Origin of the sequence: Neobacillus mesonae (assembly GCF_023715155.1) — a bacterium.
GTDB classification, from domain to species: Bacteria; Bacillota; Bacilli; order Bacillales; family Cytobacillaceae; genus Neobacillus; species Neobacillus mesonae_A.
In genome coordinates this window covers 20,758-45,177 of record NZ_JAMBNQ010000026.1, presented here as the reverse complement: position 1 = coordinate 45,177, position 24,420 = coordinate 20,758, and the positions used below count along the sequence as shown (strand labels likewise).

The 24,420-nt window shown below is 41.1% G+C and carries 31 protein-coding genes; all 31 read right to left on the bottom strand.

The genetic code is table 11. From position 1 onward, the window contains the following. Positions 1–55: 55 nt before the first annotated feature. The 31 genes from secY to rplL all read right to left on the bottom strand — a co-directional run bounded on the left by secY (position 56) and on the right by rplL (position 24,357). A complete protein-coding gene (gene secY, locus M3183_RS18535) occupies positions 56–1,351 on the bottom strand; it encodes a preprotein translocase subunit SecY (protein WP_251472035.1) in 1,296 nt (431 codons plus the stop codon). Next, a complete protein-coding gene (rplO, locus tag M3183_RS18530; protein ID WP_251472034.1) occupies positions 1,351–1,791 on the bottom strand; it encodes a 50S ribosomal protein L15 in 441 nt (146 codons plus the stop codon). Before rplO ends, secY begins: the two co-directional genes overlap by 1 nt. Before the next feature lie 32 nt (positions 1,792–1,823). Next, complete coding sequence (gene rpmD, locus M3183_RS18525; protein ID WP_251472033.1) at positions 1,824–2,006, bottom strand: 50S ribosomal protein L30; 183 nt, start codon at positions 2,004–2,006, stop codon at positions 1,824–1,826. 13 nt (positions 2,007–2,019) lie between these two features. After that, positions 2,020–2,520 carry a 30S ribosomal protein S5 gene (gene rpsE, locus M3183_RS18520; protein WP_251472032.1) on the bottom strand — a complete coding sequence of 167 codons (501 nt, stop codon included), beginning with the start codon at positions 2,518–2,520 and terminating at the stop codon, positions 2,020–2,022. A 25-nt stretch (positions 2,521–2,545) separates the two neighbouring features. Continuing rightward, a complete protein-coding gene (gene rplR / locus M3183_RS18515; RefSeq protein WP_251472031.1) occupies positions 2,546–2,908 on the bottom strand; it encodes a 50S ribosomal protein L18 in 363 nt (120 codons plus the stop codon). A 32-nt stretch (positions 2,909–2,940) separates the two neighbouring features. Beyond that, entirely contained in the window at positions 2,941–3,477 is a 537-nt protein-coding gene (rplF, locus tag M3183_RS18510; RefSeq protein WP_251472030.1) for a 50S ribosomal protein L6, read from the bottom strand. Between the two features lie 29 nt (positions 3,478–3,506). Then, positions 3,507–3,905 carry a 30S ribosomal protein S8 gene (gene rpsH / locus M3183_RS18505; protein WP_251472028.1) on the bottom strand — a complete coding sequence of 133 codons (399 nt, stop codon included), beginning with the start codon at positions 3,903–3,905 and terminating at the stop codon, positions 3,507–3,509. A 30-nt stretch (positions 3,906–3,935) separates the two neighbouring features. Further along, on the bottom strand, positions 3,936–4,121 hold the full coding sequence (gene rpsN / locus M3183_RS18500; protein WP_001085700.1) for a 30S ribosomal protein S14: 186 nt from the start codon (positions 4,119–4,121) through the stop codon (positions 3,936–3,938). A 25-nt stretch (positions 4,122–4,146) separates the two neighbouring features. Beyond that, on the bottom strand, positions 4,147–4,686 hold the full coding sequence (rplE, locus tag M3183_RS18495; protein WP_251472026.1) for a 50S ribosomal protein L5: 540 nt from the start codon (positions 4,684–4,686) through the stop codon (positions 4,147–4,149). 26 nt (positions 4,687–4,712) lie between these two features. Then, positions 4,713–5,021, bottom strand: coding sequence for a 50S ribosomal protein L24 (gene rplX, locus M3183_RS18490; protein ID WP_251472025.1), 309 nt, complete (start codon positions 5,019–5,021; stop codon positions 4,713–4,715). 35 nt (positions 5,022–5,056) lie between these two features. After that, positions 5,057–5,425: a 50S ribosomal protein L14 gene (gene rplN, locus M3183_RS18485; protein ID WP_251472024.1), complete on the bottom strand. Its 369-nt coding sequence runs from the start codon at positions 5,423–5,425 to the stop codon at positions 5,057–5,059. 40 nt (positions 5,426–5,465) lie between these two features. Next, positions 5,466–5,729, bottom strand: a complete 264-nt coding sequence (rpsQ, locus tag M3183_RS18480; RefSeq protein ID WP_251472023.1) for a 30S ribosomal protein S17 — start codon at positions 5,727–5,729, stop codon at positions 5,466–5,468. A gap of 25 nt (positions 5,730–5,754) precedes the next feature. Further along, positions 5,755–5,955 carry a 50S ribosomal protein L29 gene (gene rpmC, locus M3183_RS18475; RefSeq protein ID WP_251472022.1) on the bottom strand — a complete coding sequence of 67 codons (201 nt, stop codon included), beginning with the start codon at positions 5,953–5,955 and terminating at the stop codon, positions 5,755–5,757. After that, positions 5,945–6,379 carry a 50S ribosomal protein L16 gene (gene rplP, locus M3183_RS18470; RefSeq protein WP_042353703.1) on the bottom strand — a complete coding sequence of 145 codons (435 nt, stop codon included), beginning with the start codon at positions 6,377–6,379 and terminating at the stop codon, positions 5,945–5,947. Before rplP ends, rpmC begins: the two co-directional genes overlap by 11 nt. 1 nt (position 6,380) lies before the next feature. Next, complete coding sequence (gene rpsC / locus M3183_RS18465) at positions 6,381–7,037, bottom strand: 30S ribosomal protein S3 (RefSeq protein ID WP_251472021.1); 657 nt, start codon at positions 7,035–7,037, stop codon at positions 6,381–6,383. 3 nt (positions 7,038–7,040) lie between these two features. Continuing rightward, positions 7,041–7,382, bottom strand: a complete 342-nt coding sequence (gene rplV / locus M3183_RS18460; protein ID WP_251472020.1) for a 50S ribosomal protein L22 — start codon at positions 7,380–7,382, stop codon at positions 7,041–7,043. Positions 7,383–7,399: 17 nt separating this feature from the next. Then, positions 7,400–7,678 (bottom strand): 30S ribosomal protein S19, encoded by a 279-nt coding sequence (rpsS, locus tag M3183_RS18455; protein ID WP_251472019.1) that lies wholly within the window; start codon positions 7,676–7,678, stop codon positions 7,400–7,402. Positions 7,679–7,738: 60 nt separating this feature from the next. Next, positions 7,739–8,569: a 50S ribosomal protein L2 gene (gene rplB / locus M3183_RS18450; protein ID WP_251472017.1), complete on the bottom strand. Its 831-nt coding sequence runs from the start codon at positions 8,567–8,569 to the stop codon at positions 7,739–7,741. 28 nt (positions 8,570–8,597) lie between these two features. Beyond that, complete coding sequence (gene rplW, locus M3183_RS18445) at positions 8,598–8,882, bottom strand: 50S ribosomal protein L23 (protein WP_251472015.1); 285 nt, start codon at positions 8,880–8,882, stop codon at positions 8,598–8,600. Then, complete coding sequence (gene rplD, locus M3183_RS18440; protein WP_251472013.1) at positions 8,882–9,505, bottom strand: 50S ribosomal protein L4; 624 nt, start codon at positions 9,503–9,505, stop codon at positions 8,882–8,884. Before rplD ends, rplW begins: the two co-directional genes overlap by 1 nt. Positions 9,506–9,533: 28 nt before the next feature. After that, positions 9,534–10,160 (bottom strand): 50S ribosomal protein L3, encoded by a 627-nt coding sequence (rplC, locus tag M3183_RS18435; protein ID WP_251472011.1) that lies wholly within the window; start codon positions 10,158–10,160, stop codon positions 9,534–9,536. 40 nt (positions 10,161–10,200) lie between these two features. Further along, on the bottom strand, positions 10,201–10,509 hold the full coding sequence (rpsJ, locus tag M3183_RS18430) for a 30S ribosomal protein S10 (RefSeq protein ID WP_007085291.1): 309 nt from the start codon (positions 10,507–10,509) through the stop codon (positions 10,201–10,203). 344 nt (positions 10,510–10,853) lie between these two features. Then, positions 10,854–12,041, bottom strand: a complete 1,188-nt coding sequence (gene tuf / locus M3183_RS18425) for an elongation factor Tu (protein ID WP_251472010.1) — start codon at positions 12,039–12,041, stop codon at positions 10,854–10,856. A 132-nt stretch (positions 12,042–12,173) separates the two neighbouring features. Then, positions 12,174–14,255: an elongation factor G gene (fusA, locus tag M3183_RS18420; protein WP_251472009.1), complete on the bottom strand. Its 2,082-nt coding sequence runs from the start codon at positions 14,253–14,255 to the stop codon at positions 12,174–12,176. 47 nt (positions 14,256–14,302) lie between these two features. Then, the gene (gene rpsG, locus M3183_RS18415) at positions 14,303–14,773 is read right to left on the bottom strand and encodes a 30S ribosomal protein S7 (RefSeq protein WP_251472008.1); all 471 of its coding nucleotides are present in this window, start codon (positions 14,771–14,773) and stop codon (positions 14,303–14,305) included. 39 nt (positions 14,774–14,812) lie between these two features. Next, positions 14,813–15,235, bottom strand: coding sequence for a 30S ribosomal protein S12 (gene rpsL, locus M3183_RS18410; protein ID WP_251472007.1), 423 nt, complete (start codon positions 15,233–15,235; stop codon positions 14,813–14,815). A 103-nt stretch (positions 15,236–15,338) separates the two neighbouring features. Then, on the bottom strand, positions 15,339–15,587 hold the full coding sequence (locus tag M3183_RS18405; protein WP_251472006.1) for a 50S ribosomal protein L7ae-like protein: 249 nt from the start codon (positions 15,585–15,587) through the stop codon (positions 15,339–15,341). A 139-nt stretch (positions 15,588–15,726) separates the two neighbouring features. Continuing rightward, positions 15,727–19,326: a DNA-directed RNA polymerase subunit beta' gene (gene rpoC / locus M3183_RS18400; RefSeq protein WP_251472004.1), complete on the bottom strand. Its 3,600-nt coding sequence runs from the start codon at positions 19,324–19,326 to the stop codon at positions 15,727–15,729. A 159-nt stretch (positions 19,327–19,485) separates the two neighbouring features. After that, complete coding sequence (gene rpoB, locus M3183_RS18395) at positions 19,486–23,046, bottom strand: DNA-directed RNA polymerase subunit beta (protein ID WP_251472003.1); 3,561 nt, start codon at positions 23,044–23,046, stop codon at positions 19,486–19,488. 248 nt (positions 23,047–23,294) lie between these two features. Continuing rightward, positions 23,295–23,900 (bottom strand): class I SAM-dependent methyltransferase, encoded by a 606-nt coding sequence (locus M3183_RS18390; protein WP_251472002.1) that lies wholly within the window; start codon positions 23,898–23,900, stop codon positions 23,295–23,297. A 97-nt stretch (positions 23,901–23,997) separates the two neighbouring features. Continuing rightward, positions 23,998–24,357 (bottom strand): 50S ribosomal protein L7/L12, encoded by a 360-nt coding sequence (gene rplL, locus M3183_RS18385; RefSeq protein WP_251472001.1) that lies wholly within the window; start codon positions 24,355–24,357, stop codon positions 23,998–24,000. Positions 24,358–24,420: the final 63 nt, after the last annotated feature.

The window sequence follows — 24,420 nt, the reverse complement described above, 5'->3', positions numbered from 1 at the left end:
TGCTTTAGACTTACTTTTGGGACCCTCTATATGGAGGGCTCCCTGGTAAAAAATATTACTTGATAAATCCTTTATAATGACGTTTAACTAATTGTGCTTCAAGCTGCTTATATGTTTCAAGTGCAACACCGACAACAATAAGTAAGCTTGTTCCGCCGATTTGAGCCGACTGCGGCAGGTTTCCAATTTTTATAAAGAAAACAGGAAGAACCGCAATAAGTGCAAGATAGATGGAACCAACAAAGGTTAAACGATATAAAACGCGGGTTAAATATTCTTCAGTGCTCTTACCCGGCCTAATACCCGGGATATAGCCGCCCTGCTTTTGCAAGTTTTCTGCTGCTTGATCAGGTTTGACTTGAATAAAAGCATAAAAATAAGTAAACGCGATAATTAAAGCTGCATAAATGACCATCCCGATTGGATGAGAATAATCAAATACCTTCATAATCCAAAGCGTTACACCATTTTGCGGAAAGAATGATGCGATCGTTCTTGGCGTGACAAGAAATGAAACCGCAAAGATTACAGGAATTACACCAGCCGCATTAACCTTCAAAGGCATATGGGTTGATTGACCGCCAACCGGTGTACGCCCAACTGACATACGCTTTGCATACTGGATTGGAATCTTCCGGCTTGCCTGCTGAATGAAAATAACACCAACAAAGATTGCAATAATTACTAATACAATTACAGCAACTGTTACAATTCGTAAGAATAGCGCTTCGCCTGCATTTTCAAACTGCTGAACATATATTTGATTAATAACACTTGGTATTCCGGCAACGATACCAGCAAAAATGATGATGGAAATACCATTTCCAACACCCTTCTCAGTAACTTGTTCACCTAACCACATTAAGAAGGATGTACCTGCCGTTAAAACAACCGCTATTAATAAATAAGTAGAAATACCGGGATTTTCAATTAATTGTCCATTTGCCAAGTTATTAAAGCCATAGGACATACCTAAAGCTTGAATAAAACCGAGGATGACTGTAGCGTACCGGGTAAACTGTGCTGTCTTTCTGCGGCCAGCTTCTCCTTGCTTAGCCCATTCCGTAAACTTCGGCACAACATCCATTTGAAGCAGCTGAATAATAATCGATGCAGTGATGTACGGCATAATACCCATGGCAAATATGGAGAATTGTTTCAACGCTCCACCGCCAAAGGTATTTAAAATACCGAACACACTTAATTTATCTTGATCAGCCAATACCTCCGCATTTACATTCGGTACTGGAATAAATGTACCAATACGAAAGACGACTAACATTAAAAGGGTGAATATGATCTTTCGACGTATATCACCCACGCGCATAAAATTGGAGATTGTTTGGAACATTAGATCACCTCAGTAGTTCCGCCAGCAGCTTCAATAGCTTCCTTAGCGGCAGAGGAGAATTTATGAGCTTTTACTGTCAGCTTTTTCTCTACGTTCCCTTTTGCAAGAATCTTAATTCCTGATTTTTCGTTACTTACAACACCAGTTTCGATTAGAAGTTCTGGAGAAACTTCTGTACCATCTTCAAAACGGTTTAAAGCGTCAAGGTTTACAATTGCAAATTCTTTACGGCTGATGTTCGTAAAACCGCGTTTTGGTAAACGGCGAGCTAAAGGTGTTTGACCACCTTCAAAACCAACACGTACACCGCCGCCAGAACGAGCCTTTTGACCCTTATGACCTTTACCGGCAGTTTTACCATTTCCTGAACCAATACCGCGTCCTTTACGTTTGCGCTCTTGACGGGAACCTTCAGCAGGCTTTAATTCATGTAGATTCATATCGGCACCTCCTTATGAAAGAAAACAATTGATTATTGTTCTTTAACTGTTACAAGGTGAGCAACTTTAGTGATCATACCGCGAATAGCTGCATTATCTTGATGCTCAACTGTTTGATTTAATTTACGTAAACCTAGTGCTTTAACTGTTTGACGCTGATTTTCAGGGCGACCAATAACGCTCTTGCTGAGGGTAATTACAAGTTTATTTGCCATTTGATTTCCCTCCTTATCCTAACAGTTCTTCTACTGATTTACCACGTAATTTTGCTACGTCTTCAGCACGTTTTAATTGTGTCAAGCCTTCAATTGTTGCACGAATGACGTTAATTGGAGTATTTGTTCCTAGAGATTTTGAAAGGATATCCTGAACCCCAGCTAATTCAAGAACCGCACGAACTGGACCGCCTGCAATAACTCCTGTACCTTCTGCTGCAGGTTTAAGCAGGATCTCACCAGCTCCAAAACGTCCAACTACTTCGTGAGGAACAGTTGTTCCAACCATTGGTACTTCAATTAGGTTTTTCTTGGCATCTTCAATTGCCTTACGAATTGCATCTGGAACTTCCTGTGCTTTACCGGTTCCGAAACCGACATGGCCATTTCTGTCTCCGACAACAACAAGAGCAGAGAAACGGAAACGACGTCCGCCTTTTACAACTTTCGCAACACGGTTAATTGTAACCACGCGTTCTTCTAGTTCAAGTTTGTTTGGATCAATACGACGCATTATTCTTTAGTCCCTCCTTTGTCTATTAAAATTGTAGTCCATTTTCACGAGCTGCATCAGCTAATGCTTGAATACGTCCATGGTATAGGTATCCTCCACGGTCAAAGACAATAGAAGTAATCCCTTTTTCCACAGCACGCTTTGCAACTAATTCACCGACCGCTTTAGCTGCCTCAACATTGCTTGAAGACTCAAGGTTAAGTTCCTTATCTAGTGTAGAAGCACTTGCTAAAGTAACTCCTTTAGTGTCATCGACTAACTGAGCATAAATATGCTTGTTTGAGCGAAACACATTTAGACGTGGACGAGCAGAAGTACCGCTTAATTTCGCACGTACACGAGTATGTCTTTTCCGGCGAACAGCGTTTTTATCTTGCTTCGTAATCATTTACGTCACTCCTTTCGTTTACCTATCCGGCATTACTTACCAGTTTTACCTTCTTTACGGCGTACATATTCGCCTTCGTAACGAATTCCTTTGCCTTTATATGGCTCTGGAGGACGAACTTGACGAATGTTAGCAGCTAACGCACCAACACGTTCTTTGTCAGTACCTTTTACTGAAATCTTTGTATTTGCAGGCACTTCAATTTCAATGCCTTCTTCTGGTTCAATTTCAACCGGATGGGAATAGCCGACGTTCAAAACAAGCTTTTTACCTTGTTTTTGAGCACGGTATCCAACCCCGATTAATTCTAAGTTTTTCACAAATCCGTCAGAAACACCTTCAACCATATTCGCAATCAGCGCACGGGTAGTTCCGTGATTTGTACGGTGTTCTTTAGAGTCAGAAGGACGAGTAACTGTTACTACGTTCTCTTCCACATTAATAGAAATCTCAGGATTAAAAGAACGAGTTAATTCGCCTTTTGGTCCTTTCACAGTAACAGTATGGTTGTTAAGAGTAACTGTTACACCTGCTGGAATTTCAATAGGTTTTTTCCCTACGCGAGACATTTAGTGCACCTCCATTCATTCAAAAACTCTTACCAAACGTAAGCTAATACTTCTCCGCCGATTTGCTTTGCACGAGCTTCCTTATCAGTTACAACACCTTGAGAAGTTGATACAAGTGCAACGCCAAGACCATTAAGGACGCGTGGTACCTCATTTGATTTAGCATAAACACGTAAACCAGGCTTGCTTATACGTTTTAAACCAGTAATAACACGTTCGTTATTAGCTCCGTATTTTAAGAAGATACGGATAATACCTTGTTTATCGTCATCGATATATTCAACATCACGAACGAAACCTTCACGTTTTAATATTTCAGCGATCTCTTTTTTGATATTAGAAGCAGGTACTTCTAATTTTTCGTGACGTACCATATTCGCATTACGAATACGAGTAAGCATATCAGCAATTGGATCTGTCATGACCATTATTTTTACCTCCTTCCACAAACTCTAGTTTTACCAGCTAGCTTTTTTGACACCAGGAATTTGTCCTTTATATGCTAATTCACGGAAACAAATACGGCAAAGCTTAAATTTACGATATACAGAGTGTGGACGTCCGCAGCGTTCGCAGCGTGTGTACTCTTGTACTTTGAATTTAGGCGTGCGTTTTTGTTTCGCAATCATTGACTTTTTAGCCAAGTCTTTCGCCTCCCTTATTTAGCGATTACTTTTGGAATGGCATTCCAAATTGAGTTAAGAGTTCACGAGCCTCTTCATCAGTGTTGGCAGTTGTTACAATAACGATATCCATACCACGAACTTTGCTTACCTTATCGTAATCAATTTCAGGGAAGATTAGCTGTTCTTTAATACCTAATGTATAGTTGCCGCGACCATCGAAAGCTTTTTTAGAAATCCCGCGGAAGTCACGAACACGAGGTAAAGAAACAGAAACTAATTTATCCAGGAATTGGTACATGCGTTCACCGCGAAGTGTAACCTTTGCGCCGATTGGCATGCCTTCACGAAGACGGAAACCAGCAATAGATTTCTTTGCGCGTGTAACAACAGGTTTTTGACCAGTAATCAAAGATAGTTCTTCAACTGCATTATCAAGAGCTTTTGAATTTTGAACTGCGTCACCAACACCCATGTTAATAACAATCTTTTCGATTTTTGGTACTTGCATTACAGATTTATAATTAAACTTGCTCACAAGAGCTGGAGTAATTTCACTAACATACTTTTCTTTTAGGCGGTTCATATTGTGTACCTCCCTTCTTCTATGAACTATTTATCTAGAACTTCACCGGATTTTGCTACGCGTACTTTGTTGCCATCAACCGTTTTATAACCTACACGAGTTGGGTTACCAGACTTAGGATCGATAGGCATTACGTTTGATACATGAATTGGTGCCTCATGGCTGAAGATACCGCCTTGTGGGTTAGCTTGAGAAGGCTTAGAGTGTTTTTTCACAATGTTAACACCTTCAACTAATACGCGGTTATCTTTTGGATAGGCAGCTAGGATTACGCCTGTTTTGCCTTTATCCTTACCAGAGATGACTCTAACTTTATCACCCTTTTTCACATGCATCTGTAAGCACCTCCTTAAAGGCAATTTGATTTATATTATAGAACTTCTGGAGCTAAAGAAATAATTTTCATAAAGTTGCTGTCGCGAAGTTCGCGGGCAACTGGTCCGAAAATACGGGTACCACGCGGGCTCTTATCATCTTTGATAATAACACATGCGTTTTCATCAAAACGAATGTATGAACCATCTGGACGGCGTACACCGCTCTTTGTACGAACTACTACTGCTTTAACAACGTCGCCTTTTTTAACAACGCCACCTGGTGTTGCTTGTTTTACTGTGCAAACAATAACGTCGCCGATATTAGCAGTTTTACGGCCAGAGCCACCAAGAACTTTGATCGTAAGTACTTCACGAGCACCGGAGTTGTCAGCAACTTTTAAACGTGATTCTTGTTGAATCATGTGTGTAACCTCCCTTCGGAACTATTGCTTATCCGAACAATTAAATAATAACTGCTTTTTCCACTACCTCAACAAGACGGAAGCGCTTTGTAGCTGAAAGCGGACGAGTTTCCATGATACGCACGATGTCGCCTGCTTTTGCTTGGTTTTGCTCATCATGAGCTTTAAACTTTTTAGAGTACTTAACGCGTTTACCGTAAAGTGGATGCTTTTTGTATGTTTCAACAAGAACAGTAATGGTTTTATCCATTTTGTCAGAAACAACGCGTCCTGTGTAAACCTTGCGTTGATTACGTTCACTCATCTATGTGAACCTCCTCTCTTTAGATTTACTTGTTAACGCTGATTTCTCTTTCACGAATAACAGTTTTCATGCGAGCAATCGCTTTGCGTACTTCACGAATACGAGCTGTATTTTCAAGTTGTCCAGTCGCCAATTGAAAGCGAAGGTTGAAAAGCTCTTCTTTTAAACTTTTAACTTTTTGTTCAATTTCAGCAGTGGTAAGGTCACGAATTTCATTAGCTTTCATTTGATTCACCACCAATTTCTTCACGTTTTACAAACTTACATTTTACAGGAAGTTTGTGTGATGCTAGACGAAGAGCTTCACGAGCGATTTCTTCAGAAACGCCTGCGATTTCAAACATAATTCTCCCAGGTTTCACAACAGCTACCCATCCTTCTGGAGCACCTTTACCAGAACCCATCCGGACTTCTAGAGGCTTAGCAGTGTAAGGCTTATGAGGGAAAATTTTAATCCAAACTTTACCGCCACGTTTCATATAACGAGTCATAGCAATACGTGCTGCTTCAATTTGACGGTTTGTAATCCAAGAAGCCTCTGTAGCTTGCAGGCCGAATTCACCAAAAGTTACTTCAGTACCGCCTTTTGCGTTACCACGCATTTTGCCACGATGTTGACGGCGGAATTTTACGCGTTTTGGCAATAACATATTATTTGCCTCCTTCCTCAGTTTTCTTCTTAGTAGGAAGGACCTCTCCACGGTAGATCCATACTTTTACACCAAGCTTACCATAAGTAGTGTCAGCTTCAGCTGTAGCATAGTCGATATCAGCGCGAAGTGTATGAAGTGGAACTGTTCCTTCGCTGTAATGCTCTGCACGAGCAATATCAGCACCGCCTAAACGGCCGGATACCATTGTTTTAATACCTTTAGCACCTGCACGCATTGCACGTTGAATTGATTGCTTTTGCGCACGACGGAATGATACACGGTTTTCTAATTGACGAGCAATATTTTCTGCAACTAATTTTGCATCAATATCAGCCTTTTTAATTTCAAGAATATTGATGTGAACACGTTTGCCGGTAAGTTGATTTAAAGCGCGGCGTAAAGCTTCAACTTCTGTACCGCCTTTACCGATAACCATACCAGGCTTAGCAGTATGGACCGTTACGTTCACACGATTTGCAGCGCGTTCGATTTCTACTTTAGATACAGAAGCATCTTTTAAACGCTTTGTAATGTATTCACGAACTTTAATGTCTTCATGTAAAAGTTCAGCAAAGTCTTTGCCTGCATACCATCTAGATTCCCAATCACGGATGATCCCGATACGCAAACCGACTGGATTTACTTTTTGACCCACAGATTATCCCTCCTTCTTCTCAGATAAAACAATTGTAATATGGCTTGTGCGTTTGTTAATTTGGCTTGCACGGCCTTGTGCACGAGGACGGAAACGTTTCAATGTTGGCCCTTCGTCAACAAATGCTTGAGCAACAACTAAACTATTAACGTCCATTTCATAATTGTGCTCAGCGTTTGCCATAGCAGACTTTAATACTTTCTCAACGATTGGAGAAGCAGCCTTTGGAGTGAGTTTCAAAATGGCTACCGCTTCACCAACTTGCTTTCCTCGGATTAAATCAACGACTAAACGTGCTTTACGAGGAGCAATACGAACTGTTCTTACAACAGCTTTAGCTTGCATTAGGATGCCCTCCTCTCTTAACGTCTTGTTTTCTTATCATCAGCGGCATGACCTTTGTAAGTACGAGATGGAGCGAATTCCCCCAGCTTGTGTCCTACCATGTCTTCCGTAATATAAACAGGCACATGTTTACGGCCATCATAAACGGCAATCGTGTTACCGATAAATTGTGGGAAGATCGTTGAACGGCGAGACCAAGTTTTAATTACCTGCTTCTTATCCGATTCGTTTATCTTTTCGACCTTAACCATTAAATGATCATCGACAAATGGTCCTTTTTTTAAGCTGCGACCCATGGATGAACCTCCCTTCGTGATTGTTCTACGGTTCCTATCGTGAACCGTAGTGCAATCCCGTTATTTTTTACGACGACGAATAATAAGTTTATCTGACTTGTTTTTCTTCTTACGAGTTTTGTAACCAAGAGTTGGTTTACCCCAAGGCGACATTGGTGATTTACGTCCGATTGGAGCACGTCCTTCACCACCACCATGCGGGTGATCATTAGGGTTCATGACAGAACCACGAACAGTTGGGCGTTTGCCTAACCAGCGAGACCGGCCGGCTTTACCAATGTGAACAAGTTCATACTGTTCATTACCAACTTGACCGACTGTTGCACGGCACTCAGCTAAGATCATACGAACTTCGCCGGAAGTTAAACGAACAAGGACATACTTGCCTTCTTTACCAAGCACTTGTGCAGATGTACCTGCAGAACGAACTAATTGTCCGCCTTTACCTGGTTTTAATTCGATGTTGTGTACCACAGTACCAACAGGAATGTTTGCTAGTGGAAGAGCATTCCCCACTTTAATGTCAGCCTCTGGACCAGACATTACTTCCATTCCAACTTGTAGATTTTTTGGAGCTATGATATAACGTTTTTCTCCATCTGCATAATTAATTAATGCAATATTTGCAGAACGATTTGGATCGTACTCGATAGTGGCAACGCGTCCTGGAATGCCATCTTTATTGCGTTTAAAGTCAATAATACGATATTGACGCTTATGGCCGCCACCTTGATGACGAACAGTTAACTTACCTTGATTGTTTCGGCCGCCTCTTTTGCTAAGTGGAGCTAAAAGAGATTTTTCTGGAGTGCTGGTTGTAATTTCATCGAAAGTTAAACTAGTCATTCCACGACGACCATTTGAGGTAGGTTTGTACTTTTTAATCGCCATTTTATTTCCCTCCTCTTCTTGTTAGAGTTTATGCTTCAAAGTATTCAATTTCTTTACTGTCAGCAGTAAGTTTCACAATTGCCTTACGGCGTTTGTTTGTATAACCGCCAAATTTACCCATGCGCTTAAATTTACCTTTGTAGTTCATGATGTTAACTTTCTCAACTTCAACGCCGAAGATTTCTTCAACCGCGTCTTTTACTTGAGTTTTGTTAGCTCTCACATCAACATCAAAAGTATATTTCTTTTCAGCCATTAGGTCAGTAGAACGTTCAGTGATAACGGGGCGCTTAATGATATCGCGTGCATCCATTATGCAAGCACCTCCTCTACTTTTTCAACCGCTGCTTTAGTCATGATTAATTTATCATGATTTACAACATCTAGTACGTTGATTCCATCAGCTGTTACAACTGTAACTCCAGGGATGTTACGAGCAGATAATGCTACGTTTTCATCTAGGTCAGCAGTTACAATTAAAGCTTTTTTCTCAACAGAAAGACCGTTTAAAACAGCTTTGAAATCTTTTGTTTTTGGAGCATCAAAGCTTAAGCCATCTACCACTAAAATATTTTCATCTAATACTTTAGAAGATAAAGCAGACTTAATTGCTAAGCGACGAACTTTCTTAGGCAATTTATAGCTATAGCTGCGTGGCTGTGGTCCAAATACAATACCGCCTCCGCGCCATTGTGGTGAGCGGATTGAGCCTTGACGAGCACGGCCTGTTCCTTTTTGACGCCATGGTTTACGTCCACCGCCGCGAACTTCTGAACGGTTTTTTACTTTATGTGTTCCTTGACGTAGTGAAGCTCTTTGCATAACAATAGCTTCAAATAATACGTGTTGGTTAGGTTCAATACCAAAAACGGACTCGTTTAGTTCAATATCCCCAACTTGTGAACCGCTTTGGTTAAATAATGCAACTTTCGGCATTCTTTCTTCCTCCTTTCTTATGAAATCGTTATGCCTTTACCGCACCTTTGATTTTTAATAATGCTTTTTTCGCACCCGGTACATTGCCTTTGATTAAAAGCAAGTTGCGTTCTGTATCAATCTTAACGATCTCAAGGTTTTGTACAGTAACTTGTTCTCCGCCCATGCGTCCAGGCAATAATTTACCTTTAAATACACGGTTTGGAGCAACCGGTCCCATTGAACCAGGACGACGATGGTAACGTGAACCGTGAGCCATTGGGCCGCGTGATTGTCCGTGGCGTTTGATGGAGCCTTGGAAACCTTTTCCCTTTGAGATTCCTGTTACATCTACTAAATCGCCTGCAGCGAAAATATCAACTTTGACTTCTTGACCAACTTCATAGCTTGCTAAGTCGTCTCCGCGGAATTCGCGAATGAAGCGCTTAGGAGCAGTATTTGCCTTAGCAACATGTCCCTTTTCTGGTTTGTTTGATAACTTTTCACGTTTGTCTTCAAAACCAAGCTGAATAGACTCATATCCATCATTCTCAACAGATTTCTTTTGAAGAACAACGTTTGGAGCTACCTCAACTACAGTTACAGGAATTAAGTTTCCGTTCTCCGCAAATACTTGAGTCATACCAATCTTTCTTCCTAAGATTCCTTTGGTCATATCAGTCACACCTCCTAATTTCTTTAGCTTTTATTTTTAATTAAAGTTTAATTTCAATATCGACACCTGATGGTAAGTCTAAACGCATTAATGCATCAACTGTTTGTGGAGTTGGATTCACAATATCGATTAGACGCTTATGTGTCCGCATTTCAAACTGTTCACGAGAATCTTTGTACTTATGAACCGCACGAAGAATAGTGTAAACAGACTTTTCAGTTGGAAGCGGAATCGGACCAGAAACGGCTGCTCCTGAACGTTTCGCTGTTTCAACAATCTTTTCAGCAGATTGATCAAGAATTCTGTGATCATATGCTTTTAAGCGGATACGAATTTTTTGTTTTGCCATTATTTTCCCTCCTTTATTCGCCTATTTTTAAAATAGACATTCTCCGTGAGAATTTCCCTAACACAGCGCCATGGCAAAGCGGCCGGGTGTGTCAGCAACCTCTCACTTCATCGCAGTCAAAGACCAACATTGTCTATTATACATAAAACATAAAGCAAACGCAACATTTTTTATTGTTTTCTCTTCATGTTCTAGACACTTTTATTATTATAGCGGCAGACACAATGATTTTCAACACATAATCGAAATATCCAGCATTCTACCAAATTATCCATTCTAAATAAACAGTATATAATAGAAGAAAAAAAGCAGCTGGATCGTCACCCAGCTGCTTTAATATTATTTTACTCGATAACAGTAGTGATTGAACCTGAACCTACAGTACGTCCACCTTCACGGATAGAGAACTTTGTTCCTTCTTCAATCGCAACTGGAGCAATTAGCTCAACAGTCATTTCAGTATTATCGCCAGGCATTACCATTTCAGTACCTTCTGGAAGAGTGATAATTCCAGTAATATCAGAAGTACGGAAATAGAATTGTGGACGATAGTTTGAGAAGAATGGAGTATGACGTCCGCCTTCTTCTTTTGATAATACGTAAACTTGTGCTTTAAACTTTTTGTGTGGAGTAATTGATTTTGGTTTAGCCAAAACTTGTCCACGTTCTACTTCTTCACGAGCTACACCACGAAGAAGGGCACCGATGTTGTCACCAGCTTCAGCAAAGTCAAGAAGCTTACGGAACATTTCAACGCCTGTTACAGTAGTAGATTTTGGTTCTTCAGTGAAACCAACGATTTCAACTACGTCACCAACTTTAACTTGTCCACGTTCTACACGGCCAGTAGCAACTGTTCCACGACCAGTGATTGAGAATACATCCTCAACTGGCATCATGAAAGGTTTGTCAGTGTCACGAGTTGGTGTTGGAATGTACTCGTCAACAGCATTCATTAATTCAATAATTTTTTCTTCCCATTGTGCATCGCCTTCTAATGCTTTAAGAGCAGAACCTTTGATTACTGGAATATCATCGCCAGGGAAGTCATATTCAGAAAGAAGATCACGAACTTCCATTTCAACTAATTCAAGTAATTCTTCGTCGTCAACCATATCACACTTGTTCATGAATACAACAAGGTAAGGTACGCCAACCTGACGAGAAAGAAGAATATGCTCACGAGTTTGTGGCATTGGGCCGTCAGCAGCAGACACAACTAGGATACCGCCATCCATTTGTGCAGCACCAGTGATCATGTTTTTAACGTAGTCTGCGTGTCCTGGGCAGTCAACGTGTGCATAGTGACGAGTATCAGTTTCATATTCAACGTGTGCAGTAGAGATTGTGATTCCACGTTCTTTTTCTTCTGGAGCACCGTCAATTTGATCATATGCACGAGCTTCAGCTTTACCTGACTTAGCAAGTACAGCTGTAATTGCAGCAGTTAAAGTAGTTTTACCATGGTCAACGTGACCAATTGTACCAATGTTAACGTGGGGTTTAGAACGGTCGAATTTAGCTTTTCCCATTTGAAAAAATCCTCCTTTGGATTATAAAGTTTAAGTATATTTTTAAGCGGAAACTGTTTCATAAGAAGAGCCTTTTGAAACAGTTTCCATTCTTACATAAGTAGTTATACTTGAAAGAAAGGTGAAAATCAATTATTCACCTTTATTTTTTTTAATAATTTCTTCAGAAATTGATTTTGGAACCTCTTCATAGTGATCAAAATGCATAGAGAATACTCCGCGTCCTTGTGTGCTGGAACGAAGAGCTGTTGCATATCCGAACATTTCAGACAGCGGAACCATCGCACGTACTACTTGAGCGTTGCCGCGAGCTTCCATACCTTCAACTCGTCCGCGACGTGCTGTTATTTGGCCCATAATATCTCCAAGATATTCCTCTGGAATGACAACTTCCACTCTCATTACAGGTTCAAGGATTACAGGATTACATTTAGACGCAGCATTTCTAAGAGCTAAAGAGGCCGCAATTTTAAATGCCATTTCAGATGAGTCAACATCATGGTATGAACCATCATATAGTTTTGCTTTGATATCAACCAATGGATATCCAGCAAGTACTCCTCTGTCAAGTGCATCTTTTAAACCAGCTTCAACTGCAGGGATGTATTCACGAGGAACAACACCACCGACAATTGCATTTTCAAATTCAAAACCTTTTCCTTCTTCGTTTGGAGAGAATTCAATCCAAACATCCCCGTATTGTCCACGACCACCAGACTGACGAGCGAACTTACCCTGAACTTGGGCAGAAGAACGGAAAGTTTCACGATATGCAACTTGAGGTGCACCTACATTTGCTTCTACCTTAAATTCACGCTTCATACGGTCAACGATGATATCAAGGTGAAGCTCACCCATACCAGCTATGATTACCTGTCCAGTTTCCTGGTCAGTATGAGCACGGAATGTTGGGTCTTCTTCTTGAAGCTTTTGAAGTGCTGTTGTCATCTTATCTTGGTCAGCTTTTGATTTTGGCTCTACAGATAATTGGATTACTGGTTCAGGGAACTGCATAGACTCTAAGATAACAAGATTTTTGTCATCACAAAGTGTGTCACCAGTAGTTGTATCTTTCAAACCAACTGCTGCAGCAATGTCACCGGCATAAACTGTTGAGATTTCTTGACGGTGATTAGCATGCATTTGCAGGATACGTCCAATACGTTCACGCTTGCCTTTCGTAGAGTTCTGAACATATGATCCAGAATCTAAAGTACCAGAGTAAACACGGAAGAACGTTAACTTACCTACATAAGGGTCAGTCATAACTTTGAAAGCCAGTGCAGAGAATGGCTCTTCATCATTTGAGTGACGTTCAACGATTTCTTCTTCATCATCAACTGCATGTCCTTTAATAGAAGGAACATCTAATGGTGATGGAAGATAATCAATAACTGCATCAAGCATTAACTGTACACCTTTGTTTTTGAATGCAGATCCACAGACAACTGGATAGAATTCAACGTTAAGAGTACCTTTACGAATTGCTGCTTTTAGCTCTTCTTTAGTGATTTCTTCACCGCCAAGGTATTTTTCCATTAATTCTTCATCTAGTTCTGCAACTGCTTCAAGCAGTTTTTCACGATATTCTTCAGCTTGTGCTTTATATTCTTCTGGAATTTCGCCAACTTCAATTTCAGTACCTAAGTCGTTTCCATAGAACACTGCATTCATTTCAACTAGGTCAATAATAGCTGAGAATTGATCTTCAGCTCCAATTGGCAGTTGAATTGGGTGTGCGTTTGCCTGAAGACGGTCATGCAAAGTCTTTACAGAATATAAGAAATCTGCTCCAAGTTTGTCCATCTTGTTGACAAATACTACACGAGGTACACCATATGTCGTTGCCTGACGCCAAACTGTTTCAGTTTGAGGCTCAACTCCAGATTGTGCATCAAGAACGGCTACAGCGCCATCTAGTACACGAAGAGAACGTTCAACTTCAACAGTGAAGTCTACGTGCCCTGGAGTGTCAATGATGTTTACACGGTGGTTTTTCCATTGTGCTGTTGTAGCAGCAGATGTAATGGTAATACCGCGTTCTTGCTCTTGTTCCATCCAGTCCATCTGAGATGCACCTTCATGTGTTTCACCGATTTTGTGAATTTTACCGGTGTAATAAAGGATACGCTCAGTGGTCGTTGTTTTACCGGCGTCGATGTGAGCCATGATGCCAATATTACGAGTCTTTTCTAAGGAGAACTCTCTTGCCATCTAAGTCTTTCTCCTTCCTAGTATAAAAGTATTTTTTGAAGGTAAAATTACCAACGATAGTGAGCAAACGCTTTGTTTGCTTCTGCCATTTTGTGTGTATCTTCACGTTTCTTAACAGATGCACCAGTGTTATTTGCTGCATCCATAATTTCGTTAGCTAAACGCTCTTCCATTGTTTTTTCTCCGCGAAGACGAGCGTAGTTTACTAACCAGCGTAGACCAAGAGTTGATCTGCGATCAGGGCGCACCTCAACTGGTACTTGATAGTTTGCACCACCCACACGACGTGCTCTAACTTCAAGTACAGGCATGATGTTTTTCATAGCTGCATCGAAAACTTCCATTGGCTCTTTGCCAGTGCGTTCACGAATAGTATCAAATGCTGAGTAAAGAATTTCTTGAGATTTACCTCTTTTACCGTCAATCATCATTTTGTTGATTAAACGAGTAACTAATTTTGAATTGTAAATCGGATCTGGTAACACATCTCTTTTTGTTACAGGACCTTTACGTGGCATATTTCTTCCTCCTTTCAAAGAAGCTTCTATTTAGTATGATTATTTCTTAGCTGCTTTTGGTTTCTTTGTACCATATTTCGAGCGGCCTTGCATACGGTTGTTAACACCAGCAGTATCAAGCGCTCCACGAACGATATGATAACGTACCCCTGGTAAGTCTTTTACACGTCCGCCACGGATAAGAACAACACTGTGTTCTTGAAGGTTGTGGCCGATACCAGGAATGTACGCAGTCACCTCAATACCATTTGTCAAACGTACACGAGCATATTTACGTAACGCTGAGTTTGGTTTCTTTGGTGTCATCGTACCAACACGAGTACATACCCCGCGTTTTTGTGGTGATGATACGTTTGTTTGTGATTTTTTAAAGCTGTTATAACCTTTGTTTAGCGCAGGAGATTTTGACTTCTCTGTCACTGATTGACGTGGTTTGCGCACTAATTGATTAATTGTAGGCATTTGTATATCCTCCCTTCATTATTTGTAAGCCCACACATCCAGGTGGTTCATTTTTTTGCAAAAACAAAGTTTCTGCAGATCATTCAATCTACAAAAACAGTTTTTAATGGATTATGGCTACAGTTGCAGCACCGACTTGTATATTACATGCCTTCCCTAATTTTTTCATAGAATCGGCATAAATGATTGGAACTTCGCGTTCACTCGCTTGTTTTACCGCATCCGCAGTTATCTTTGGATCAGCATCAGCAGCGATAATAAGCTTTTGAACAATTCCTTCTTGAAGTGCCTTCACTGCTTGTTTTGTTCCTATAACAAACTTGCCAGCCTGTAATACTTTTTCATAAGACATAGTTGATATCCTCCAAAGTATCAGGTGTATAGGAGCACCTTTGATATATTACCACCTTATAAATAAGATGTCAACAAAAGTTTATGTTTCTTTTTCTTAAAATACGGTACTTGCCGTTTAAGCAAGTACCGCAGATTTGTTATTCAACCGTTATCGGCTCTTCTGATTCTGTCTCAAGAAGTATCGGTTCAGCCTTGCGGTAGCGCTGCATTCCTGTACCAGCTGGTACAAGTTTACCGATGATAACATTTTCTTTTAAGCCAAGCAATTCATCCCGCTTACCTTTGATAGCCGCATCTGTAAGAACTCTTGTTGTTTCTTGGAAAGATGCTGCCGATAGGAATGAATCTGTTTCAAGAGAGGCTTTCGTGATACCAAGCAATACAGGACGTCCTGTTGCCGGTAATCTGCCCTCTAATAATGCTTTTTCATTGGCATCTGTAAATTGGTGAATATCAAGCAGGGTACCTGGAAGTACATCCGTTTCGCCAGCATCACTTACGCGGATCTTGCGAAGCATCTGCCGTACCATAACCTCTACGTGTTTATCGCCAATTTCAACCCCTTGCATGCGGTATACTTTCTGTACTTCACGCAGCAAATACTCTTGAACTGAAATAACATCTTTCACCTTGATCAGTTCTTTAGGGTCAATTGAACCTTCTGTTAGTTCCTGTCCTGGTTCAACCCTATCTCCAATTGCAACCTTTAAACGTGCAGTATACGGTGCATTATAGGTGCGTGATTCTACTTCACCTTGAATCACAATTTCATGCTGGCGGTCACGGCCTTCGTTAAGTCCGACTACTTCACCGCCGATTTCAGAAATGACAGCCTGCCCTTTTGGATTACGCGCTTCGAAAATTTCCTGGATACGCGGTAAACCTTGGGTGATATCGTCTCCTGCAACACCGCCTGTGTGGAATGTACGCATTGTTAATTGTGTGCCTGGTTCACCAATAGATTGGGCAGCAATAATACCAACTGCTTCACCGACTTCAACCTCTTGTCCGGTTGCCAGGTTCCGTCCATAACATTTTTTACATACACCATGACGGGTATTACATGTAAATGCAGAGCGAATTTTAACCTCTTCGATACCTGCATCCACAATCGCTAGTGCAATATCTTCTGTAATCAAATCATTTTCACTAACAAGCACTTCATTAGTCTCAGGATGTTTGATAGTATTTCGGGCATAACGGCCAATTAACCGTTCTTCCAAAGATTCGATAATCTCTGTTCCATCTTTCAATGCACGAATAGCAAAACCGCGGTCAGTTCCACAGTCATCTTCGCGGACAATGACATCCTGTGCAACATCAACAAGTCGACGGGTTAAGTAACCAGAGTCAGCTGTCTTCAGTGCTGTATCCGCAAGACCTTTACGTGCACCGTGAGTGGAAATAAAGTATTCCAATACGGTTAAACCTTCACGGAAACTTGATTTAATTGGTAATTCAATAATACGTCCAGCCGGGTTCGCCATCAAACCACGCATACCAGCAAGCTGTGTAAAGTTAGATGCGTTACCACGGGCACCAGAGTCACTCATCATAAAGATTGGGTTCGTGTTATGCAAGGATTTCATCAGTTTTCCCTGAATCGTATCCTTTGCTTGGCTCCAAATGGAGATTACACGGTCATAACGCTCGTCTTCTGTAATAAGACCACGTCTAAACTGCTTCTGAACATTATCCACTTTTCCTTGGGCATCATGAAGAATCTGCTGCTTTTCGCCAAGAACGACGATGTCAGCAACCCCAACGGTAATACCCGCCTTAGTGGAATATTTAAATCCAAGGTCTTTCATGCGGTCAAGCATTTTGGATGTTTCCGTAATCTTGAAACGCTTGAATACCTCAGCGATGATATTTCCAAGAACTTTCTTTTTAAATGGATCTATTATAGGCATACTCTTAATTTTCGCCTTAATATCTTCCCCTTTTTCAACGAAATACTTCTCAGGTGTTTTTTCCTCAAGATTACTCTTAGTAGGCTCGTTGAGATAAGGGAATGATTTTGGAAGAATTTCATTAAAAATAAGTTTCCCTACTGTAGTAATGAGAAGCTTATTATTTTGTTCTTCCGTAAATGTTTCATTTTTCAATGAACCAGCATGAACTGCTACCCGGCTGTGAAAATGAACAAAACCATTTTGATAAGCAAGAAGTGCTTCATTTGTGTCTTTAAAAACCATACCTTCGCCGACAGCGTCTTCTCGTTCTAATGTTAAGTAATAGTTACCTAATACCATGTCCTGTGATGGTGTAACAACTGGTTTACCATCCTTAGGGTTTAGAATGTTTTGCGCTGCAAGCATTAATAATCGTGCTTCCGCCTGTGCTTCAGCTGACAGCGGTACGTGAACAGCCATCTGGTCGCCGTCAAAGTCCGCATTATATGCAGTACAAACCAGCGGGTGAAGACGAATTGCCCGTCCTTCAACAAGCGTTGGTTCAAATGCTTGAATCCCTAATCTATGCAAAGTAGGGGCACGGTTTAGTAGAACTGGATGTTCTTTAATGACATCTTCAAGTACATCCCAAACATCCGGAGATACTCTTTCAATTTTACGTTTTGCCGATTTGATATTATGAGCTAAACCTTTTTCAACCAGCTCTTTCATAATAAACGGTTTGAATAATTCAAGAGCCATTTCCTTTGGAAGCCCGCATTGATACATTTTTAAGTATGGGCCTACAACGATAACCGAACGGCCAGAGTAGTCAACACGTTTACCCAGCAGGTTCTGACGGAAACGTCCTTGTTTACCTTTTAACATATGAGAAAGTGATTTCAATGGACGGTTACCAGGTCCTGTAACTGGACGACCGCGGCGGCCGTTGTCAATTAATGCGTCAACCGCTTCTTGCAGCATTCTCTTTTCGTTTTGAACAATAATACTTGGTGCTCCCAAATCCAACAAACGCTTTAAGCGATTGTTACGGTTGATTACACGGCGGTATAGGTCGTTCAAATCAGATGTAGCAAATCTTCCTCCATCCAGCTGTACCATTGGACGAAGTTCCGGCGGAATAACAGGCAGTACATCCAGCACCATCCATGATGGTTCATTTCCAGAGTTGCGGAATGCTTCCAACACCTCTAGTCTTTTAATTGCACGGGTACGCCGCTGTCCCTGCGCTGTCTTTAATTCCTCTTTTAAGATATCTACTTCTTTATCCAAATCAATATCAGAAAGAAGACGTCTAATTGCTTCAGCACCCATTGCTGCTTGGAACTTATTGCCGTATTTTTCACGATAGGCACGATATTCTTTCTCAGATAATAATTGTTTCCTTTCAAGAGCCGTATCTCCAGCTTCTGTTACAACATAGGAAGCAAAGTAAATAACCTCTTCTAATGCCCTGGGAGACATGTCTAATACAAGCCCCATACGGCTAGGAATTCCTTTAAAATACCATATATGTGAAACAGGAGCAGCCAGCTCAATATGCCCCATTCGTTCACGACGTACCTTTGCACGTGTTACTTCAACACCACATCGATCACAAACAACGCCTTTGTAACGTACACGTTTGTATTTACCGCAATGACATTCCCAGTCCTTTGTCGGACCGAAAATTCTTTCACAGAATAAGCCGTCTTTCTCAGGCTTTAATGTACGATAATTAATGGTTTCTGGTTTTTTGACCTCTCCGAAAGACCATGAACGGATCTTATCCGGTGAAGCAAGGCCAATTTTCATATACTCAAAATTATTAACATCAAGCAAGGGGCCTACCTCCCTTTTAATTGAAGCAACCGGCTGGCGCCGATTGCTTCTTCTGACATCCAGCCTCTAAATGTTTAAAAACGCTGCTGCGCTTCATCTTACCCTTTATGAATAAAAATTTAAGCGAACACGCGGAATGCCGTGCGCTTAAACAAATTATTATTCTTTCACACCGACCTTTTCAGATTCCGTGTCCGGAGTTTCTGGAACAATATTTAAGGTTTCGACTTGCTGTAAGTCTTCCTCATCTTCCATATCCCGCATTTCAATTTCCTCTTCATCGCCGGAAAGAATCTTGACATCCATACCAAGGCTTTGAAGTTCTTTAATCAATACTTTAAATGACTCAGGGACGCCTGGTTCCGGTACATTTTCACCCTTAACAATGGATTCATATGTTTTTACACGGCCCACTACATCATCTGATTTAACAGTTAGGATTTCTTGAAGCGTGTAAGCTGCACCGTATGCTTCAAGTGCCCAAACCTCCATTTCACCAAAACGCTGTCCGCCGAATTGGGCTTTACCGCCAAGCGGCTGCTGCGTAACAAGTGAGTACGGTCCTGTTGAACGCGCATGTAATTTATCATCAACCATGTGTGCCAGCTTGATCATATACATGACTCCGACAGATACACGGTTATCGAATGGTTCACCTGTACGGCCATCATAAAGAATAGTTTTGGCATCACGAGCCATGCCTGCTTCTTCAATCGTAGCCCAAACATCTTCTTCACGTGCACCGTCAAATACAGGAGTAGCTACATGAAGTCCTAATTGTCTTGCTGCCATACCTAAGTGAAGCTCCAGCACCTGTCCGATGTTCATCCGAGATGGCACACCCAGCGGATTTAACATGATATCAACAGGTGTTCCATCTGGCATGAACGGCATATCTTCTTCAGGTAAGATTCTCGAGATAACCCCTTTATTTCCATGTCGTCCGGCCATCTTATCGCCCTGGTGAATCTTACGTTTTTGAACAATATAAACGCGGACAAGCTGATTTACACCTGGAGGGAGCTCATCACCATCTTCGCGGTTAAATACCTTTACATCATGGACAATTCCACCGCCTCCGTGTGGAACACGAAGAGATGTATCACGCACTTCACGTGCCTTTTCACCGAAAATGGCATGAAGTAGTCTTTCCTCCGCAGTCAGCTCTGTAACCCCTTTTGGTGTTACCTTTCCAACTAGAAGGTCGCCATCTTTTACTTCCGCACCAATTCGGATAATTCCACGCTCATCAAGATTTTTTAATGCATCTTCACCTACGTTTGGAATATCACGGGTGATTTCTTCAGGTCCAAGCTTTGTATCACGTGATTCTGATTCATATTCTTCAATGTGAATAGATGTATAAACATCATCTTTAACAAGGCGCTCACTCATGATAATCGCATCTTCATAGTTATATCCATCCCATGTCATAAAGGCAACGAGGACATTGCGTCCTAATGCTAATTCGCCTAATTCCATAGATGGACCGTCACCAAGAACTTCTCCTTTTACAACTCGGTCTCCAACTTTAACAATTGGACGCTGGTTGTAGCACATTCCTTGGTTGGAACGAACAAATTTCAAGAACCGATATTTATCGAGATCGCCTTTAACTTCCTGACCGTCCACTTCTTTAATGCGGCGCACCCAAACTTCACGTGCTTCGACATGTTCCACTATACCTGGATGTTTACAAATAACAGCTGCGCCTGAGTCCTTTGCTGATACATACTCCATTCCAGTACCAACTCTTGGAGCTTCTGGCTGCAAGAGCGGAACAGCCTGCCGCTGCATGTTCGCCCCCATCAAGGCACGGTTAGAGTCATCATTTTCAAGGAACGGAATACATGCAGTCGCTGCCGAAACAACCTGTTTTGGCGATACATCCATGTAATCGATCCGTTCGCGTTTTACAGCGGTGTTTTCACCACGGAAACGAGCCACTACTTCTTCATCAAGGAAGGAACCATTTTCATCAACCCGTGAGTTTGCTTGGGCAACCACATAATGATCTTCTTCATCTGCTGTCAGATAATCAATATGACTTGTGACTCGGCCAGTATCAGGGTCAACCCTTCGGTAAGGTGTTTCAATAAAACCAAAACGGTTTACCTTTGCATAGGATGATAGTGAGTTAATTAAGCCGATGTTCGGACCTTCAGGTGTTTCGATTGGACACATCCGGCCATAGTGAGAATAGTGTACGTCACGTACTTCCATTCCAGCACGTTCACGAGTCAATCCTCCCGGTCCGAGTGCAGATAAACGGCGCTTATGGGTTAATTCCGCAAGCGGGTTCGTTTGGTCCATGAACTGGGATAACTGTGAACTTCCGAAAAACTCCTTGATGGATGCAATTACTGGACGAATGTTTATTAATTGCTGTGGTGTAATGGTTGCCGTATCTTGAATCGACATTCTTTCACGAACAACACGTTCCATCCGGGATAAGCCAATTCGGAACTGATTTTGCAAGAGTTCACCAACAGAACGCAGACGTCTGTTACCTAAGTGGTCAATATCGTCTGTATCACCAACACCATGGAGCAAATCAAAGAAATAGCTGATAGATGCAATGATATCTGCAGGTGTAATATGTTTGATTGGCTCAGCCACGTAGGCGTTGCCTAATACATTAATGACTTTTTCATTTTCATCGCCAGGAACAAGAATTTTAATAGCCTGAAGAATAATTTCATCTTCTACTACTCCCCCAACAGGGTTAAAGCTCTTAAAATTAATATTTTTCTCAAGCGCAGGTAAAATGCGATCTAGGTTTCTACGATCAAGAATAGTACCCTTCTCAGCAATAACTTCACCTGTTTCAGGATCAGCTAAAGTCTCCGCTAAACGTTGATTAAATAGACGATGCTTGATATGAAGCTTTTTATTAATTTTATAACGTCCTACGTTTGCAAGATCATAGCGCTTAGGGTCAAAGAAGCGGGAAATTAGTAAACTTCTCGCATTTTCAACAGTTGGAGGTTCTCCTGGACGAAGACGTTCGTAGATTTCAAGTAATGCTTTGTCTACACCCTCTGTATTGTCCTTCTCAAGAGTGTTGCGCAAATATTCATTATCACCGATTAAGTCGATGATTTCTTGATCAGAGCCGAACCCTAATGCACGCAAAAGAACCGTAACGGGCAGTTTCCGAGTACGATCGATTCTGACATATACGACATCTTTGGCATCTGTTTCATATTCCAGCCAAGCGCCGCGGTTCGGAATTACCGTAGCTGTAAATCCTTTTTTCCCATTCTTATCGACTTTCCCGTTAAAGTATACGCTTGGTGAGCGTACTAACTGGGAAACAATAACGCGCTCTGCTCCATTAATAACAAATGTACCTGTTTCCGTCATAAGTGGAAAATCACCCATGAATACATCTTGATCTTTCACTTCGCCTGTTTCTTTGTTTACAAGACGTACTTTTACACGTAATGGAGCAGAATATGTAACGTCCCGTTCTTTTGATTCTTCAACAGAATACTTTGGATCGCCAAGACTGTAATCAATAAATTCTAGTGATAGGTTACCAGTAAAGTCCTCAATCGGTGAAATATCCTGGAACATTTCACGCAATCCCTCATCAAGAAACCACTGATATGAAGAGGTTTGGATTTCAATTAGATTTGGTAATTCTAAAACCTCACTGATTCGTGCGTAACTTCTTCGTTGGCGGTGTCGTCCATACTGAACTAGTTGACCTGTCAACTGATTCACCCCTCAAATCAAGCGTTATTTAAAAAAATTTATATCTTTTGAGTCAGAGCAAAAGCTCTCTCGCAAGACAAAAAGAAAAAGGGTTTTTTGCTCAAAAACCACATTTTCACATTTTGAGTATTATTTTGTCATCATTCCCTTTTTATCCTGATTTTATACTGTAAAATTAGTATTTAAAGGAATAAAACGGTAAATATTATGATGGCATTTTATAATGCTAACACACAGCAACTTCCAAGTCAACTGTTTTTTACTGCTTTAAAAATAAAATAGCCTTTGGATTTGTCTACTGTTTCAACTTGTGAAAAAATTGTTTTCAACTTTTCCAAAGCGGAAGGTGCACCTTGTTTTTTTTGAATCACTATCCAAAGCTCTCCGTTTGGCACAAGATGCAAAGCGCTTTGTTCAAAAATATCATGAACGGTTTTTTTACCTGCCCGAATAGGTGGATTGGTTAAAATAGCAGCAAAGTTCATTTCGTTAACTGATGACAGCCGGTCACTTTCATAGATTTCTACGTTTTGAATTTTATTCAGCCCGGCATTTTCCTTTGCCAGCTGAATTGCTCGTTCATTGACATCAACCATATGTATCATCCGGTCCTGTTCATCCTTTGCAATCGATAATCCGATTGGGCCATAACCGCAGCCCACATCAAGGATTGGGCCTTCAATTGTTGGGCTGATAAAAGATTCGATCAACAGACGTGAGCCAAAGTCTACTTCCCTTTTTGAAAAGACACCATTATCCGTCTTAAAGCGAAGCCTATGGTTTCTAAGAGAAAAGTCCCAATACTGCGGATTACTTTCAACATTCTGGGTTCGAGAATAGTAGTGTTCTGTCATATAGACTCACCTCCGGCAAATAGCAGATATTTGAGGAAATTGAGGAATAGTTAAAAAAAGCCCGCTTATGCAGCGAGCTCTTTTTTCATTGTCTAAATTACTTAACTTCGACGTTAGCTCCAACTTCATCAAGCTTAGCTTTGATTTCTTCAGCTTCTTCTTTAGAGATGCCTTCTTTAAGTGCTTTTGGAGTGTTGTCAACAAGTTCTTTTGCTTCTTTAAGTCCAAGACCAGTAATTTCACGAACCACTTTGATAACTTTGATTTTTTGGTCGCCAGCGCCAGATAGGATTACATCAAATTCAGTTTTTTCTTCAGCTGCAGCACCAGCAGCGCCAACAACAGCTACAGGAGCAGCAGCAGTTACGCCGAATTCTTCTTCGATTGCTTTTACTAGATCGTTAAGTTCTAAAACAGTCATGTTTTTAACCGCTTCAATGATTTGTTCTTTAGTCATGATTAAGTTTCCTCCTTAATTTTCGTTCATTTATTGTTATATAAGTTTGATATTCCAGCCCAG